Here is a 16,943-nt window from a genome sequence, read left to right on the forward strand (position 1 = left end):
TCAGACCACCCGGCTCAGCTTGACGTAACGGTCGGTGATGATCATCGCCGCTCCGATCAGGACGATCTGGATGACCGAGGCGGCCGCGACCGTCGGATCGATCTTCCATTCGAGGTATTGCAGGATCGCGATCGGCAAGGTCGTGCGGCCGGGTCCGACCAGGAACAGGCTCATCTCGAGATTGCCGAAGGAGGTGACGAAGCCGAACAGCGAGCCGGCGACGAGGCCGGGCCTGATGCTCGGCAAGGTGACGCGGCGAAAGGTCGTCCAGGGGCCGGCGCCGAGATTCTGAGCGGCTTCCTCGATGGTACGGTCGAAGCCGGCAAGGCTGGCGGTGACGAGCTTCACCACCCAGGGGATGACGACGAGGCTATGGGCGGCGACGAGGCCGCCAGCTGAGCCCATCACCGGCAGGCCGGTCGCGATCTCGGTCTCGATCTGGAAGACATAGAGCGAGGTGCCGAGCACGATGCCTGGCATCACCAGGGGCAGCAGCAGCAGCGTGTTGATCGCTGGGCCGAGCGCGATGCGATGCCGCATCAGGGCAAGGCTCGCGGGGACGCCGAGCAGGAGCCCGATCAGGGTCGCCGACACGCCGACCTGCAGGCTGAGCAGGAAGCCGTCGACGAAGGGCTTGTTGTTCGCCGCCGCCTGGAACCATTTCAGCGAATAGCCCTCCGGTGGGAAGGAGGGGATTTCCTGGCGGAAAAAGGCGAGCCAGAAGACGAAGAACAGCGGCAGCAGGATGAAGCCGAGCGAGAGCGTGGCGGCGCCGTTCAGCGCGAGACGTCCCAGGCTCAACCGCGCGGCGCTCAAATTGCTGCCCTCTTCATCGCTTCGTGCTCGCTCTCAGTGCAGCGTATTCTTGTGGAACGCGCCACCCTTCATGATGACAGGCAGCTTCGCGCCCTGGTCCTGGAACAGCTCCAGGCTCTTCAGCGGATCGCCGTCGACCAGGATGATATCCGCATAAGCCCCTGCACGCAGCGTGCCGAGCTTGCCTTCCATGCGCAGCAGCTGAGCGCCGACCGTAGTCGCCGAGCGGATGATCTCGATCGGCGAGAGTACCTCACGGCGCAGCAGGAACTCGCGCGACTGGTCGACCTGGAGCTGGCCGAGCAGGTCGGAGCCGTAGGCCACCGGCACGCCGGCGCGCTTGCAGATCTCCAGCGACTTCAGGCCGCCATCGATGACGAGATCGTTCTTGGCGAGCATGTCGGCATTCATGCCGAACTCGGCGGCACGCTCCTTCATCGCGTAATAGGCGACGAGGTTTGCGGTCAGGAACATATTGTTCTCGGCCATCAGCTTGGCCGAGGCTTCGTCGATCAGGTTGCCGTGCTCGATGGCGCGCACGCCGCATTGCGCGGCGCGGGTGATCGCTTCCGGCGTATAGGCATGGGCGCAGACATAGCGGCCGAAGGCCTTGGCCTCGGTGACGGCCGCGGTGACTTCCTCGACGGTGAACTGCATCGAGTCGAGCGGGTCGTAAGGGCTGGCGACGCCGCCGGACATCATGATCTTGATGTGGTCGGCGCCAAGCCGCATCTGCTCGCGGGTCGACTTGATGACGGAGGAGACGCCGTCGGAGATGTTCATCGTAAAGGCCATGGCGTTGCAGCAATGGCAGCGGCTCCCGAAATCGGTACGCCGGCGCGGGTCACTATGGCCGCCGGTCGGGCCGATCGCGGCGCCGGCGATGAACAGGCGCGGGCCGGCGATATCACCCTTTTCGACCGCTTCCTTGATGCCCCAATCGGCGCCGCCGGTGTCACGCACCGAGGTGAAGCCGCGATCAATCATACCCCTCATCAGGCGGGCCGCGCGCGCAGTCGCGAGCGTCAGCGGCACGCTTTCCAGCAGGCGGATATAGACCTCGGAGAGCATGACGTGGACATGGCTGTCGATCAGGCCGGGCATCAGCGTGCGCCCGCCGCAGTCGATCACCGTCGCCTTGTCGGCCTTGAGCGGCTTGTCCGAAACTTCGCGGATCAGCTCGCCTTCGACAAGCAGCTCATGGCCCTTGCGCAGCTCGCCATGACCTGGCTCCAGCATCGCGAAATTGCGGAACAGGACCTGCGTCATGGCGGCGTCTCCCGGCGAAGCTCCTGATATATTATGAGCTTCGTAGGCCGTGTCCATCGCGTCCTGCGCGTAACGGCGCGATGGAGTCGCCTTTCGCGATTGAAGCCTGGCCGCGCGTCTTCGAAACGCGGCTAGGCTTCAACTCCTTATTCATCGCATTTTCTTCACGCGAACCGGTGCCCACTTCGCTCGAAAATGCTCTAGCCGGCAGCCGCGTTCTGCGCCAGCGCCCGGCCGCGGACCGGCAGAGAGAGATCGTTGGCGAGCATGCGGTTGATCGCGGGGAGGCCGTCGAGCAGATCCGGCAGGAAGGCCTGCGAGGGCGGCATGCGCTTGGGCAGCGCATGCAGCGCCTTGGCCATCTGCCACGGGTCGCGCGTGCTCGCCCCCGTTTGGGTCGGGTCGAGCAGCACGTCGATCAGGCGCAGATTGTCGGCGCGTTCGGCCCGGATCGCCTGCTCCAGCCGCGGCCGGACGCGCGGCACGATCAGCGCCGGTTTGTCGAAGGAGAGGATCTCGCAGAACGTGTTGTAGCCGCCCATGGCGACGACGCAGTGGGCCCGGTTCATCAGGAGTTCGAGGCGCGGCTCGAAGCCGATGCTTTCCAGCTTGGGCAGCTTCGCAATGCGTTCGGTGAACTCCTTGCGCTTCTCGCGCGACAGGAACGGGCCGAAGGCGATCAGCGACGGCAATTCGATGGTCGGATCGGTCTCATAGGCCGAGATCACCCAGTCGATCACGCCGGCGCCGTCGCCGCCGCCACCGGGCGTCACCAGGATGAACGGGCCCTTGGTGATGCGCGGATGCCGGTTCGGCGGCATCGGCGAGGGCACTGCGCGCTTGAGATAGCCGGTATAGCGGATCTTGTCGGCGAAGAGCGGCTGGTTCGGCAGCCCGTCGAGCGGCCGGTAGATGCTCTCCAGTCCGTAAACCCAGATGTCGTCGTAGGTATTGGCGAGCACGTCGAGCGCGCCGCTCTGGCGCCATTCCTCGTGCAGCTTGGCCGGCTCGTCGAGCACGTCGCGCAAGCCGAGCACGATACGGGCGCCGCGGCGGCGCAGGATTTCGAGCGAGGGGATGAGCTCGCCGCGCAGGCCGATCGGCTCCTTGTCGACGATGACGATGTCCGGGTCGAAGGACAGCACCGTCTGCTTGATCAGGTCGGTGCGCAGGCGGATCGTGTCGGCGAGCTCGAGATTGAGATGATGCGGCAGATAGCGGCCGTCGCTCTGCTTCTCGATGCCGGGGATGCGGACATAGTCGACGCCGTCGCCGAACTGGAAGCTCGAGATCATCGACGAGCCGGAGACGATGATCACTGATATATGAGGGTAGCTCGCGACCAGCGAATTGGCGATCGCGCGGCAACGGCGGATATGGCCGAGACCGAACGTGTCGTGGCTATAGATCAGGACGCGCGGTGCATGCGGGCTGCATGGCGGACGCCGCGCCCCGCTATCGTCGATCAGACTGAGGCCCATGCGAGCGTCGCGTCCTCTGCTTGAAGGTCAGATGGCCTTCGGGGGACGCCAGAACGCACCCGAACTGCCCGGAACCATAGCGCTGCCGGCGCGTCAATCCAAGTCCGTTGCCAGGTAGGTTGCCGCGCCGAAGAACGCATCGGGCCCGGAGAATGCGACGGCCGCATGACCGGACAGCCGAGCCAGCAGATTCGTGAGGACGTCCCACGCCACGCTGTCATGATCGTGATGGTGCAGCAGCAGTCCAAAGGGTTGGTTCGGTTTGGGGTCCAGGCGGCGAATGGCAAGCAGCTTGACCATCTCGGTCAGGAGCTCGCCGGACTGCCGGCCGACGCGGCCGCCATGCCAGTCGATCAGGTCGAGGTCGGTGTTGACGAGACGCGGGCCGCCGGAAGGTCCGAGCGCGAAATTGCGGAAGCAGGACAGGCCGGCGAAGCCGAGTTGAGGTAGTTCTGCTGCGACGTCCGGATGGATGCGGTTCCAGGGTGGCACGAAGACCGGGAGGAAGGAGCTGCCGAAGAGCTCTCGCAGGCGCTGCTGGCCGGCAGCGATCTCAGTGAGAAGCTCGGGATGCGGCCGGTGCAGGCCAAACTCACTCTTCTTCTCGCCGGCCATGGCATGGTTGCGGTGCCAGGTCCCGTGCTGGCAGGGGCGCAGCAGCGGCGCGGTCTCCAGCCGCCTTGCCAGGGTCTCCTGCGCCACCATTGGGATCGAGGCCAGCAGCACCGGAATCGCGAAGCGCTCGGAGAGGGCGGCGAGCCGGTCGAGTTGGTCGCTGGGCACGGTCGCATCGTCGTCGCGCAGCCAGAGAACGAGGCGCTTGCCGGCGGCGGCCCAGCGGTCGAGCTCGGAGAAGAGGGCGGACCAGGCCGCATCCTCGGTCACGGCACGGTCTCCAGGGCCCTGCGGCCATGCCGGGCGATGGCAGTATCCAGCGCGCCGGCGAGGATGCTGCGGGCGCTGTCACCATTGCGTTCCTGGCGTGCGAACACTTGCGCCGCTGTGCCCATGCGGGCGCGCAGTGCCGCATCGCCGATCAGTCTTGCGATCGTAGCGGCCAGTTCGGCTTCGTCGCCATGCGGCGCGAGCAAAGCGGTGCGGTCACGCGCGACGACGGCGGGCACGCCGCCGCTGTCGAGCGCGGCCACGGGAAGCCCCGCGGCCTGCGCTTCGAGATAGACCACACCATAAGCCTCGTTCAGGCCGGGCCAGACGAAGAGGTCATGCGTCGTCAGCTCGGCGAGAATCTCGGCGGGCTTACAGCGCCCGAGGAAGCGGATGCGCCTGGGTGGGAAGCCAGCGAAGGCGGCCTCAATGGCAGCGCGCTCGGGCCCGTCGCCAATCAGGGTCAGGGTCCAGGGCAGGTCGGTGATCCGGGCGAGCGTGCGAGCGAGGAAGAGGTAACAGGCGGCCTTGTTGCCCTGTCGCATCATCGCGACAGCGATCAGCCGGACTGGCTCGTTCTCCGCATGCGGTACGACAACACGCTCGGGCATATCGGCGAACTTCAACAAGAAGGGCGGTAGCTCGATCAGGCGCTCCGGCTCGGGGATGAGTCGGCTCAGGCCCTCGTGGTCGCGCGCCGTCATGCACAGATGCAGGTCGGCGCGCAGGATCGCGTGGCGAGCGAGCGCTGCCGCCTCCGCCCACGGGCCGTCGAAGCGTTTTTGCGCATTGCTGGCCTCGGTGACGAGATAGGGCAGGGCGAAGTGCTCGACCAAGGCTGGGCCGATCAGGTCCGGGGCGCGATAATGGCAGTGATAGGTGAAGATGAGGTCGGGCCGGGCGTCCGGCGCCTGCCAACGCTCAGTCAGCGCCGCGATCACGCCCTGCGCGGCTTTTTTGTGAGCGGCGAGCAGCGCCGGGTCGGACTCGCGCATGAAGCTGCGCTCGGCCGGCACGATCTCGACGGCGTGGCCAAGATTCTCCAACAGCGTCACTAGTTGGACCGCCATCAGCCGGTCGCCTGAGGGGGCGCCGTCGCCATAGCGGTTCAGCGGCGTATGAAAAGCGATCTTCACGATTGGTCTTGCGATGGCGCGAACTGGCTTCAGCGATACGGGTCGGCCGCATCGCGCAGGCCGTCGCCGAGGAAGTTGAAGGCGAGGATGATGACGATCACCGGGACGCACGGATAGAGCAGCCAGGGATAGAGCGCGACGACATTGATGTTCTGCGCCTCGTTCAGCATCACGCCCCAGCTGGTGATCGGTGGCCTGAGGCCGAGGCCGAGGAAGGAGAGCGCGGTCTCGCCCAGAATGGTCTTGGGAATGGTGATCGTCGCGGCGGCGATCAGATGGCTCATGAAGCCGGGCACGAGATGCAGGCCGATGATGCGGGCGGGCTTGGCGCCCATCAACTGGGCGGCGACGACATAATCCTCCTCGCGCAGGGCCAGCAGCTTCGAGCGGACGGCACGCGCCAGCCCGGTCCAGTCCATCAGACCGAGGATCACGGTGATGCCGAAATAGACCAGCAGCGGGCTCCAGGAGGGCGGCATGATCGCGCCGAGCGCCAGCCAGAGCGGGATATGCGGCAGCGACTGCACGATCTCGATGACGCGCTGGACGACGAGGTCGACCTTGCCGCCATAGTAGCCGGCGATGCCGCCGATGATGATGCCAAGCACGAAGGAGACGCTGACGCCGAGCAGGCCAATGGTCAGCGAGATCCGCCCGCCATAGAGGATGCGCGAGAACATGTCGCGCCCGAGCCGGTCGGTGCCGAGCAGATAGAGCGTGCCGTCCTTGGGCGGGCAGATCAGGTGGAGATTGCCGGGAATGAGGCTCCAGAACTCGTAAGCGTCGGCGCGGCAGAAGAAGCGGAGCTTCTGCGGCTTGCTTTCGTCGACGTCGTATTCGCGCTTCAGGTTCTCCATGTTGAGGCGCTGGACATACGGATAGACGAAGGGGCCGACAAAGCTGCCCTCGTGGAAGAAGTTGACCTCCTGACGGGGGGCGCGAATGAAATCGGTGTTGCGCGTCGTGTAGTGATAGGGCGCGAGGAACTCGCAGATCGCGACCGAGAGATACATCAGCAGGATGACGACGCCGGAGATCACCGCGAGCCTGTGCTTGCGGAACTTCCACCACATCAGCTTCCATTGCGGAGCGAGATAGACGCGCTCCTGCTCGGGCGACATCTTCTCGATCGCATAGGGCTCGAACGGCGCGGTCGACCAGCGATGCGGCAGCGGCTCCGAAGCCTGCGGGGCGGGAGGCGTCGTCACTTGGTCGCCGTCCCCTGCAGGCGGATGCGCGGATCGAGGATGGCGAGCGCGATGTCGGAGATCAGCACACCGATCACGGTCAGGAAGGAGAGGAACATCAGGAAGGAGCCGGCAAGATACATGTCCTGGCTCTGCAGCGCCCGGATCAGCAGTGGGCCGGTGGTCTGCAGCGAGAGCACGATCGCGACGATCTCGGCGCCGGAGACGATCGAAGGCAGGATGTCGCCGATATCCGAGATGAAGAAGTTGAGCGCCATGCGCAGCGGATATTTGCGCAGCGCCTTGCCCGGTGGCAGGCCCTTGGCCCGGGCGGTGACGTAGTATTGCTTCTGCAATTCGTCGAGCAGGTTGGCGCGCAGCTTGCGGATCATGCCGGCGGTGCCGCCGGCGCCGATGATGATCACCGGGATCCAGAGGTGCTCCAGCACCGATTTGAACTTGGCCCAGCTCATCGGCTGGTTGAGATATTGCGGGTCGACGAGGCCGCCGATCGAGGTGCCGAACCAGACGTTGGCGAAATAGAGGAAGATCAGCGCCAGCAGGAAATGCGGTATGGCGAGGCCGAGCATGCCGATGAAGGTGAGGCCGTAATCGCCCCAGCTGTATTGATGCGTCGCCGAGTAGATGCCGATCGGAAAGGCGACGATCCAGGTGAAGATGATGGTGAAGAACGAGACCACCATGGTCAGCAGCAGGCGGTCGCCGACGATGTCGCGTACCGGCAGCTGGTACTCGAAGGAGTAGCCCATGTCGCCGCGCAGGAGGCCGGTGACCCACCAGAAATAGCGTTCGGCCGGCGGCTTGTCGAAGCCGTATTCCTTCTTCAGGAACTCGACGCGGCTCATGTCCGCTTTCTCGCCCTGGGCCTGCATCTCGGCGACCATGGTCTCGAAATAGTCGCCCTCGGGGAGGTTGATCACGGTGAAGATCAGGACGCTGGTGACGAACAGCGTTGGGATCATCACCAGGATGCGCTTGAAGATGTACTTCAGCAGCACGGCTACTTCCCCTCGAACCAGAACGTGTCCGGCATGTAGCGGCCGAAGAAGGCGCCCGGCTCGAAGCTGTAGAGGCCGTTCTCAGGCAGGTTGCGCAGCGCCTTGGCAACCACGACCGGCTGCAGCGTGGCATTGACCACGCCGATCGTGAACAATTGCTCGGCGTTGATCTTCAGCATCGTCTGCCAGATTCCCCGGCGCTCCTCATGGGTCGCTGAATGCCGCCAGGCCTTGTAAAGCGCAACGAGCTCCTTTGCCTCCGGACTGTCGGGCGCCTCGCCCTCGCGCCCGCCGCTCTCGAAATACTGGCCCCAGCGCGGCCAGTTGAACTGGGCGGGTGAGGTCGGCGCCAGCGCGTCGGGCTCCATTTCGGCCGCGACCAGCGCGTTGTCCATGCCGGTCCAGCCCGACATGATCGTTTGGCCGGCGAGGATGCGGCGGCGGAAGACGTCGAGCTGGCTCGAGCGCGGGTGGATCTTGATGCCGATCGCGATGAAGTCCTGCTTGATCAGGTCGAGGATGTCGGTCTCCTCGGTCGAGGCGCCGGCGGTCTCGATGGTGAACTCCAGGCGCCGCCCATCCGGAAACACGCGGATCTTCTCGCCGTCACGCTTGGAAAGGCCGATCTCGTCGAGCAGGCGGTTGGCCTCGGCGAGGTCCGGCGTCATGTTGAGCTGCGCCAGCGCCGCATCATAAAGCGGGCTCTCGGGCAAAGCGGTGTTGCCGCTCTCCTTGGCGAGCCCGAAATAGATGACGCGGTTAATGTCGCGGCGATTGATCGCCAGCGAGAGCGCGCGGCGATAACGCACATCGCGGTTGAGATCGCGCCAGGTCGGATCGATCGCGTTCAAATTGGGCATCAGCGCGAACGAGGCACCTTCGGCCCGTTTCCAGAGCTTGACCTCGAAGTTCATCCGCTTCGCAGCGCCCTTGAGGAAGGTATAATCCTCGAAGCGCAAATAGCGGGCCTGCAGGTCGGCGTCGCCGGCAGCGGTCTTGGCCGGGATCAGCGCCGAGCTGCCGATCGTCAGCGTGACCTCGTCGACATAGGGCAGTTGCCGGCCGTTCTCGTCGATCCGGTGAAAATACGGGTTGCGAACGAAGGTGAAGCGCTCGGCCGGGATCGATGTGGTGTTGCGCCACGGATCGAGCGTCGGCAGGTCGGGGTTCTCCGGCCGATACTGGCGTGAGAAGCGCTCGTGCAGCGAGCCCCAGTCCTTGACGCGTGCGCTCTTGATCTTCTGTTCGAGCTCTTCCTTGCTGGCATAGCGCTGGTGGAACTGCTTCAGATAATGCGCTGGCATGGCGATGTAGAGCGGCTGGGCGCCAGCGAGAGCCGGCAGGAAGACCGGGTTCGGCTCCGCCCAGCTGTAACGCAGCGTGAGGTCGTCGAGGACCTCGAAGCGGCAAGGCTGACCAGAGATCAGCATCGCCTGCGGTGGCCCGCCCGGGGAGAGCCGCTTGTTGTTGGCAACGTCCTCCCACCAGTAGCGGAAATCCTCGGCGGTGAGGGGATGGCCGTCCGACCAGCGGTGGCCGGCGCGCAGCCGCAAGGTGAAGATACGGCCACGCTCGACCTCGAAACTCTCGAGCACATCGGGCGCGAGCTCGAGCTTGTCATCGTAGACGACGAGGCGCGTGTAGCCGTAGATCGTCATCATGCGGATGTCGCGCTGGTCGCCCATCAGCATGCGCATGGTGCCGCCATGCCTGCCGGGTGCTCGCCCCATGGCCGCCACCTCGATCAATCGCGGCGATTTCGGCAGGCGCTCGGCGAGCGGTGGTAGTCCACCGGCAGAGACCTTGGCGGCGAGCGCCGGGCTGTCGATAAGGGTCTCGACCCCGGCAAAGGCCAGCCGCGGCGCGACGAGGGCGGCGCCGGTTCCGAGAAGAAAGCTCCTGCGCGCGATCCGCATCAGGCGAGCTCCCTGACATTGGCGCCGGGCTTGGCGAGGACGAGATGGCCGGCGCCGAGATCAAGATGGGCGAGCGGCTCGCCATCCGGGTCGGGCTTGAAGCCCGCCGGCCAGTGGCGGGTGTCGGAGGCGCCGCCGGGAGCCGCGAGCTTGAAGTCGAGCTTGCGGTCGAGATCGGCGAAGGGCACCGATTTCAGCAGCGCCTTGGTATAGGGGTGGACCGGTGCGGTGAAGAGGGTGTGGCGCGGCGCAAGCTCGACGATGCGGCCATTCGCCATCACCGCGATGCGGTCGGCCATGTAGTTCACCACCGCGAGATTATGCGAGATGAACAGGAAGGTGAGGCCGCGCTCGGCCTGCAGGTCTTTGAGAAGATTGAGGATCTGCGCCTGCACGGAGACGTCGAGCGCCGAGACCGGTTCGTCGCAGATGATCAGCTCGGGATCGAGCGCGAGTGCCCGGGCGATGCCGATGCGCTGGCGCTGGCCGCCGGAGAAGGAATGCGGATAGCGCGACAGGAAACGCTGATCGAGCCCGACATCATCCATCAGCGCCTTGACCCGCGCCTTCTGCTGCGCGCCGTCGCCACGCTCGTGGATCACGAGCGGCTCGCGCAGGAGATTCATCACGGTCATGCGAGGCGACAGCGATGAGACCGGGTCCTGGAAGATCATCTGCAGCTTCGGCCGGAAGTTGCGCAGCGCCTCGCCCTGCAGCGACAGGAGGTCGATGCAGTCCTTGCCGTCGTCGAAGCGGATTTCGCCTGAGTCCGGTGTCAGCGCCCGCATGATCAGCTTGCTGAGGGTGGTCTTGCCGCAGCCGCTCTCGCCGACCAGCCCGAGGCATTCGCCCCGCTCGATATCGAAACTGACATCGTCGACGGCGACGACGCTCGAAGTCGTGCCCTTGCCGAAGAAGCGGCTGGAATTGGTCGTGTAGGTCTTGCGCAGATGGCGCGCGGCAAGGAGCGGCGGCCGCTGCTCAACCGCCTGCTGCGCAGGGGCGGGCTTCGGCGTCGCCGGGGCGCGTGGGCGAGCCTCGCGCAGGGCGACCAGCCGCTCGCCCTCCTGCATGTCGAAATGCGGCGAGGCCTTGAGCAGCGCCTTGAGATAGGGGTGCTGCGGGCGGCGGAAGATGTCCTCGGCCGGGCCGCTCTCCATGATCTCGCCATGGTAGATCACCACGACCTCGTCGGCCATGTTGGCGACGACGCCGAGATCGTGGGTGATCAGCAGGATCGCCATGCCCATCTCGGCCTGGAGATCGCGCATCAGGTCGAGCACCTGGGCCTGGATGGTGACGTCGAGCGCCGTCGTCGGCTCGTCGGCGATCAGCAGCGCTGGCTGGCAGATCAGAGCCATGGCGAGCATGGCGCGCTGGCGCAGGCCACCGGAGAGCTCGAAGGAATAGAAGTCGAAAGCGCGGACGGGATCCTTGAAGCCGACCCGCTTCAGCATCGCCTCGATCAGGGCACGTGCTTCCGGCTTCGGCACCGGCCGGTGCAATTGCAGCGCTTCCTCGATCTGGTTACCGATGGTGTGCACCGGCGAGAGCGAGGACATCGGCTCCTGGAAGATCATGCCGATCCGCCCGCCGCGCAGGTCGCGAATCTCCTTGCCCTCGGCGGGCAGGCCGGCGATGTCGATCACGGCATCGGGCATCTGCGGGTCACGAAACAGGATGCTCCCGCCGGTGATGGCGCCGGCCCGCGGCAGGAGGCCCATGATCGCCTGCGAGATCACCGATTTGCCCGAGCCGGACTCGCCGACGAGCGCGACCGTCTTGCCGGCGGGAATGCGGAAGTCGACGCCCTTCACGACATCGCGAGCGAAGCCGTGAACGGTGAAGCCGATCCTCAGGTCGTTGATCTCGAGAATATTCATCTGCGGCTGATGCCGTCGTCCCCTGATGTCCATGTTGCCGGAGGCACGATCTGCGCCGTCATCCGGATCGATTTGCCGCTGAAGCCGCCTTGCCCACTACGGTGCGGTTCTTTCTCCTTCCGTCCCCGTCGTCCTTGTCTCCAATCAATGACGACCGCGTAACATGGCGGCGTTCCCGCCCGCGCCGCCTGCCTCGACCGAACTTGAAATCGCCGGACTTGTCGAGTCCCGGCGCATGTTGCGCCGCGTCGTGAACTGCCCACATATGGGGACAAGCCGGCGGAGTTTCCGCTCTTCCGGATGCGGGATGGGAAAGCCCCTTGGAGAGAAGCCTCTTCCGTTACGTCTGGCAGAAGAGCCGCCGGGAACAGATCATCGTTCTGCTGGTGATCCTCGTCTCGATCCCGTTCAACTGGTTGTCCTTCGATGTGCCCAAGCGCATCGTCAACGACGCGATCCAGGGCGGCGCCTTCAAGGACGGCAAGACGACGGCGACGGTGTTCGACTGGGCGCTTCACCTGCCGGAATTCCTCGGTGGCGGCAGCTTCCAGATCTCCGAAGGCTTCAAGGTCGGCCAGCTCGGCTTGCTGCTGACGCTGAGCTTTTATTTCCTTGTGCTCGTCCTGATCAACGGCGGCTTCAAATACATCGTCAACCTGCAAAAGGGCGTGCTCGGCGAGCGCATGCTCAGGCGCATGCGCTACGACCTGTTCAGCCAGTTGATGCGCTTTCGGCCGGAGGATATCCGCGCGGTCAAGCCGGCCGAAGCCGCGAGCATGATCAAGGACGAGGTCGAGCCGATCGGCAGCTTCGTCGGCGATGCCTTCATCCAGCCGGCCTTCCTGCTCAGCCAGGCTTTGACTGCGCTCGCCTTCATCATGATGCAGAGCGTCTGGCTCGGCTCGATCGCGCTGGTCATCGTGCTGATGCAGGCGGTGATCATCCCGATCCTGCGCAAGGAACAGCTCCGCCTCGGCCGCGAGCGCCAGATCGTCTCGCGCCAGCTCGCGGGGCGGATCGGCGAGATCGTCGATGCCGGACCGACCATTCAGGGAAATGGCGCAACCTCCTATATCCAGTCGGACATCGCCGGGCGTCTGGGGACGCTGTTCGACATCCGCTATGCGCTCTACAAGCGCAAATTCGCCGTCAAGTTCCTGAATAACTTGCTGGCGCAGGTCACACCCTTCTTTTTCTATGCGATTGGCGGCTTCTTCGCCCTGCAGGGCAGGCTCGATATCGGCCAGCTGGTCGCGGTGATCGCGGCCTATCGCGACCTGCCTCCGCCGATCAAGGAGCTGATCGACTGGGAGCAGCAGCGCAACGACGTCACCATCAAATACGAGCAGGTGATCGCGCAGTTCAGCCCGACCGAGGTGGTCACGCTGGAGGAAAAGGGCGAGATCGCGCGGCTGCCGTCCCGCGGCGAGATCCGGCTCGACAAGGTCGAGATGGTCGACAATCGCGGTCAGCCGCTCCTGGCGCCGTTGAGCCTGACCCTGCACCGGCCCGGGGCGGTAGCGCTGATCGGGGGCGCCGGCGGCGGCCGCGACACGCTCGGGCGCATCCTCGGCCGGCAGACCATGAGCTATGCCGGCCGCGTCATGATCGACAAGGAGCCGCTCTCCGCGATCAGCGTCGAACGCGCGAGCCACTTCATCGGCTATGCCGGCGCCGAGGTCGAAATTATCAACGGCTCCCTGCGTGACAACATCCTGCTGCCGCTGAAGCGCAGGCGCCCGGTCGTGAAGCTGGACGAGGTCGTCGATCAGGAGGAGCATCGCCGCTTCATCGAGTCGCTGCGCGCGGGGAACACGCCGCTGTCCTTCGCCGCGGACTGGAACGACTATGACGGCGCCGGTCTCGACGGAGAGGAGGCGCTCGAGCAGCGTCTCCTGTCGATCCTCGACACGCTCGGCTGCGCGGATGAGATCTACGAGCTCGGTCTCGATGCGAAGGTGATCGCCCCGCTCCCGGAAGGCGCGGCCGAGCGCATCATCGAAGCGCGCGAGGTGGTGGCGGCCGAACTGACCAAGACCAAGCTCGCCGGGCTGATCGAAACCTTCGATCTCGAGCGCTACAACGCCAATGCGACGATCGCGGAGAACCTCGTCTTCGGCGCCATGCGCAATGGCCGTCAGCCGGCCGAATTCCTGCTCGAAGACGCTTACGCCCGCTCGGTGCTGCAAGCGGAGGCGCTGGAAGAGCCGCTGGCCGAGATCGGCGGACGCATCGCTTCGACACTAGTCGAGATCTTCGCCGGCCTGCCGCAGGGCCATGTCCTGTTCGAGCGCTATGCCTTCGGCGGTGAGGTCGATCTGGAGAAGCTCGGCGAACTGGCCGAGGCCCTGCGTCGGCACGATCGCCGCAGCCCGCTCGACCCGACGGTGCAGCGCGAACTGGTCGCGCTCGCGCTCGGCTATGTCGAGCCAAAGCACCGGCTCAACCTGCTCGACATCGCCCTGCGGCGGCGCGTGCTGCGCGCCCGGCACAGCTTCAAGACCTATCTGCCCGGCGAGAAGGCCGACGAGATCGAATTCTACGATCCGGCTGACGTGATCCATGGCGCAAGCGTGCGCGACAACCTGCTGTTCGGGCGCATCGGCTTCGGCGTTCCCGATGCCGGGCGCAAGGTGGCGGAGATCGCCCGGGCGGCGCTGTCACGCGCCGGGCTCGACTCGGCGGCTTATCGCCTCGGGCTCAACACCGATGTCGGCCTGCGCGGCCGGCTGCTGCCGCTGCGCCTGCGCCTGATGGTGCCGTTGGCCCAGGCGCTGATCAAACAGCCGGACATCCTGGTGCTCGATCTCGACGCCTTTGCCATCACCTGCGCTGATCCTCGCGGCCTGATCCGCCGGATCGGCAGCTATTGCGAGGACAAGACTGTGTTCCTGCTCTTGACCGACCAGGGGTTGGCTGCCGATATCCCTGAGAAGATCGTATTTAACGGAGCTGTGGCCCGGGTGAGTAACAAGGGCGGAGCCGTCGACGAGGCGGACGAACTGCAGGACGAGATCCTGCCCCCCAACGGGGCGGTTCCGATCGAGGCAAGGACATGACACTCGAGAGCGATATCGGCTGCCTGAAATCGATCCCCCTGTTCCGCGGATTGCCGGGGCCACGGCTGAAGCTGCTCGCCCTGATGGGTGAACGGCTCTATTTTCCGGCTGGGACGGTGATCACCGAGGAAGGTGCGAAGCCCGAGGAGGTCTACTGCATCCTGGAAGGGGAGGTCGAGCTCTCGCACGATTTCTCCGACGGACGGCAGAAGAGCTTCCGGCTCGCGACCGGCAGCATCATCGGCGATGTGCCGCTGCTCTGCAACCAGACCAATGCTGCGCGGTCTGCCGCCAAGACCGACGTGGTGGCGCTGCGGCTGCCGCGGGCGCTGTTCTTCGAGCTGCTCGACAATATTCCGGAATTCTCCGTCGCGCTGTCGCGCGATCTGGCCGGGCGGCTCTATCGGCTGGCGGATTCCGTCCTGCACGGCGAGAAGACACATTGAAGCGCCGGGTGCGCCGATGACAGCGGTTCCGAGCACGCCAACCGGGGGCAGGCCCGTCGCGTCTGGCTTCGACCAGATGTCGTCCTTGAGCCGCGACGTGCGCTTCGCCTCCGGCTGCATCCTGATGGTCTTCGCGACCACGCATTTCCTCAATCACGCGCTCGGCATTTTTGGCGTCGCGACGATGGAGGCGGTGCAGGACTGGCGCTACTGGTTCTGGCACAGCTGGATCGGCACGGTCGCGCTCTACGGGGCGCTCATCATCCACCCGATCTTCGCCCTGCTGCGCGTGGCGCAGCGGCGCACCTTTCGCATGCCGGCGCGCGAAGTAATCCAGATCATTCTCGGCGTCGCGATCCCGATCTTCCTGATCGACCATATCGTCGGCACCCGGGTGCAGGGCTCGTTATTCGGCCAGGACGAGAGCTACCATGCCGTCCTGCGCAGACTCTGGCCTGGTCTCGCCCTGTCGCAGAGCCTGCTGCTGCTGCTGGTCTGGACGCATGGCGTGATCGGCCTGCATTTCACCTTCCGGGCGCGTGACGCCTATGTGCGCTGGCGCGATCCGTTCCTGCTGGTGGCGATCCTGGTGCCGCTGCTGGCCATCATCGGCTTCTCGGTGGCTGGACGGGAGGCGCAGATGATGGCGCTGCCGCCGGAGCTCTATACCGAGATCCAGATCGATACCTTCAACCGCTCGGTCACCTGGGCGAAGCGCGCCTTCTTCGGCCTGATTGGCGGGTTCGCCGGCTTCGTCGTGCTGCGCGAGCTTCGGGCGCGGGCGCTCGGTGCGATCGCGGTGCGCTTCATCGGGCATGGCGTGCGCCGTGTCGTTCCCGGCCCGACGCTGCTCGAGATCTTCCGTCGCTTCGGCATCCCACACGCCGCGCTCTGCGGCGGGCGGGCGCGCTGCGCCACCTGCCGCGTGCTGGTACTCGACGGTGCTGATGATCTGCCGCCGCCCGGCCCGAACGAGGCGCGACTCCTGCGCCGGATTTCGGCCGGCGATCATGTCCGACTGGCCTGCCAGATCCGGCCGAAGCGCGACCTCCAGGTCCAGATCCTGCTCGCCGCCAAGCAGCGCGGTGCCGGTCCCACCGGCGCTCTCGATTCCGATGATCGTATCGGCAAGAAGGGGCTGACGGTGATGGTCGCGGATCTCAGAGCCTTCACTGCGCTCTCCGAGCGGCAATTGCCGCATGAGCTGATGAGCCTGCTCAACCGCTTCTATGACGAGATGTCGCAGGCGATCGCGGCGCATGGCGGGCGGATCGAGGCGATCTATGGCGACGGGCTGATGGCGGTGTTCGGGCTGGAGGCAACGCCGGCGCGCGCAGGTGCGGCGGCGATCGCGGCTGCCGGCGACATGGTCCGCGCCGTCGAGGCGCTCAATCGCGAATACGCCAACGCCCTGCCATTGCCGCTGCGCATCGGCATCGGCATCCATGGCGGTCAAACGATTGTCGGAGCGGTCGAGAACGAAAGCATGGGGCGGCGCGAGATCACGGTCGGCGAAACGGTGATGATCGCGAGCCAACTCGAGGCGGCGACCCGGCGCCTTTTGTCCGACATCGTCGTCTCCGCCGAGACGGTGAGCGCGACAGGACGCAGCTACCGCGACACCGTCCCGCACAAGATCGCGGTCAAGGGGCGCGACAAGCCGATGCAGGTCTACGGCTTCGGCAGCACGCCGGCCGGCGAGCCCAGGCCGGACGGAGATCAGGACGCCAAGGCCACGCCGCAAAAAGCTGAAGGCGCGCTCCCAGTGGCGAAAGAGAAGACTCCGACAGCCACAGATGGGAGCAGCTCCGGCTAACCAGGCGCCGCGCGCCGGCGCTGGCAATTG

The 16,943-nt window shown here is 65.6% G+C and carries 12 protein-coding genes; 3 read left to right on the plus strand and 9 right to left on the minus strand.

The features are described from left to right. From B6S44_RS14025 to B6S44_RS14065, 9 genes are all read right to left on the minus strand, one after another. The gene (locus B6S44_RS14025; protein ID WP_206735156.1) at positions 1–801 is read right to left on the minus strand and encodes an ABC transporter permease; all 801 of its coding nucleotides are present in this window, start codon (positions 799–801) and stop codon (positions 1–3) included. 48 nt (positions 802–849) lie between these two features. Next, complete coding sequence (locus tag B6S44_RS14030) at positions 850–2,085, minus strand: metal-dependent hydrolase family protein (RefSeq protein ID WP_129157495.1); 1,236 nt, start codon at positions 2,083–2,085, stop codon at positions 850–852. 200 nt (positions 2,086–2,285) lie between these two features. Next, positions 2,286–3,566: a glycosyltransferase family protein gene (locus tag B6S44_RS14035; protein WP_129157496.1), complete on the minus strand. Its 1,281-nt coding sequence runs from the start codon at positions 3,564–3,566 to the stop codon at positions 2,286–2,288. Positions 3,567–3,659: 93 nt separating this feature from the next. After that, a complete protein-coding gene (locus tag B6S44_RS14040; protein WP_129157497.1) occupies positions 3,660–4,451 on the minus strand; it encodes a polysaccharide deacetylase family protein in 792 nt (263 codons plus the stop codon). After that, the gene (locus B6S44_RS14045) at positions 4,448–5,587 is read right to left on the minus strand and encodes a glycosyltransferase family 4 protein (RefSeq protein WP_129157498.1); all 1,140 of its coding nucleotides are present in this window, start codon (positions 5,585–5,587) and stop codon (positions 4,448–4,450) included. The genes B6S44_RS14040 and B6S44_RS14045 overlap by 4 nt, the downstream gene beginning before the upstream one ends. 29 nt (positions 5,588–5,616) lie before the next feature. Next, positions 5,617–6,795: an ABC transporter permease gene (locus B6S44_RS14050; RefSeq protein WP_465246111.1), complete on the minus strand. Its 1,179-nt coding sequence runs from the start codon at positions 6,793–6,795 to the stop codon at positions 5,617–5,619. Next, a complete protein-coding gene (locus B6S44_RS14055; RefSeq protein ID WP_110490081.1) occupies positions 6,792–7,790 on the minus strand; it encodes an ABC transporter permease in 999 nt (332 codons plus the stop codon). Before B6S44_RS14055 ends, B6S44_RS14050 begins: the two co-directional genes overlap by 4 nt. 5 nt (positions 7,791–7,795) lie before the next feature. Beyond that, the gene (locus B6S44_RS14060; RefSeq protein ID WP_129157499.1) at positions 7,796–9,709 is read right to left on the minus strand and encodes an ABC transporter substrate-binding protein; all 1,914 of its coding nucleotides are present in this window, start codon (positions 9,707–9,709) and stop codon (positions 7,796–7,798) included. Then, positions 9,709–11,592 (minus strand): ABC transporter ATP-binding protein, encoded by a 1,884-nt coding sequence (locus B6S44_RS14065; RefSeq protein WP_129157500.1) that lies wholly within the window; start codon positions 11,590–11,592, stop codon positions 9,709–9,711. The genes B6S44_RS14060 and B6S44_RS14065 overlap by 1 nt, the downstream gene beginning before the upstream one ends. A 320-nt stretch (positions 11,593–11,912) precedes the next feature. Here B6S44_RS14065 and B6S44_RS14070 point away from each other — a divergent pair, with 320 nt between their 5' ends. The 3 genes from B6S44_RS14070 to B6S44_RS14080 all read left to right on the plus strand — a co-directional run bounded on the left by B6S44_RS14070 (position 11,913) and on the right by B6S44_RS14080 (position 16,913). Then, positions 11,913–14,651, plus strand: a complete 2,739-nt coding sequence (locus B6S44_RS14070; RefSeq protein ID WP_129157501.1) for an ABC transporter transmembrane domain-containing protein — start codon at positions 11,913–11,915, stop codon at positions 14,649–14,651. After that, a complete protein-coding gene (locus B6S44_RS14075) occupies positions 14,648–15,097 on the plus strand; it encodes a cyclic nucleotide-binding domain-containing protein (RefSeq protein WP_110489766.1) in 450 nt (149 codons plus the stop codon). Before B6S44_RS14070 ends, B6S44_RS14075 begins: the two co-directional genes overlap by 4 nt. 76 nt (positions 15,098–15,173) lie before the next feature. Continuing rightward, positions 15,174–16,913: an adenylate/guanylate cyclase domain-containing protein gene (locus B6S44_RS14080; protein WP_164985821.1), complete on the plus strand. Its 1,740-nt coding sequence runs from the start codon at positions 15,174–15,176 to the stop codon at positions 16,911–16,913. Positions 16,914–16,943: the final 30 nt, after the last annotated feature.

It is taken from the genome of Allobosea sp. Tri-44 (assembly GCF_004123845.1).
GTDB lineage: Bacteria > Pseudomonadota > Alphaproteobacteria > Rhizobiales > Beijerinckiaceae > Allobosea.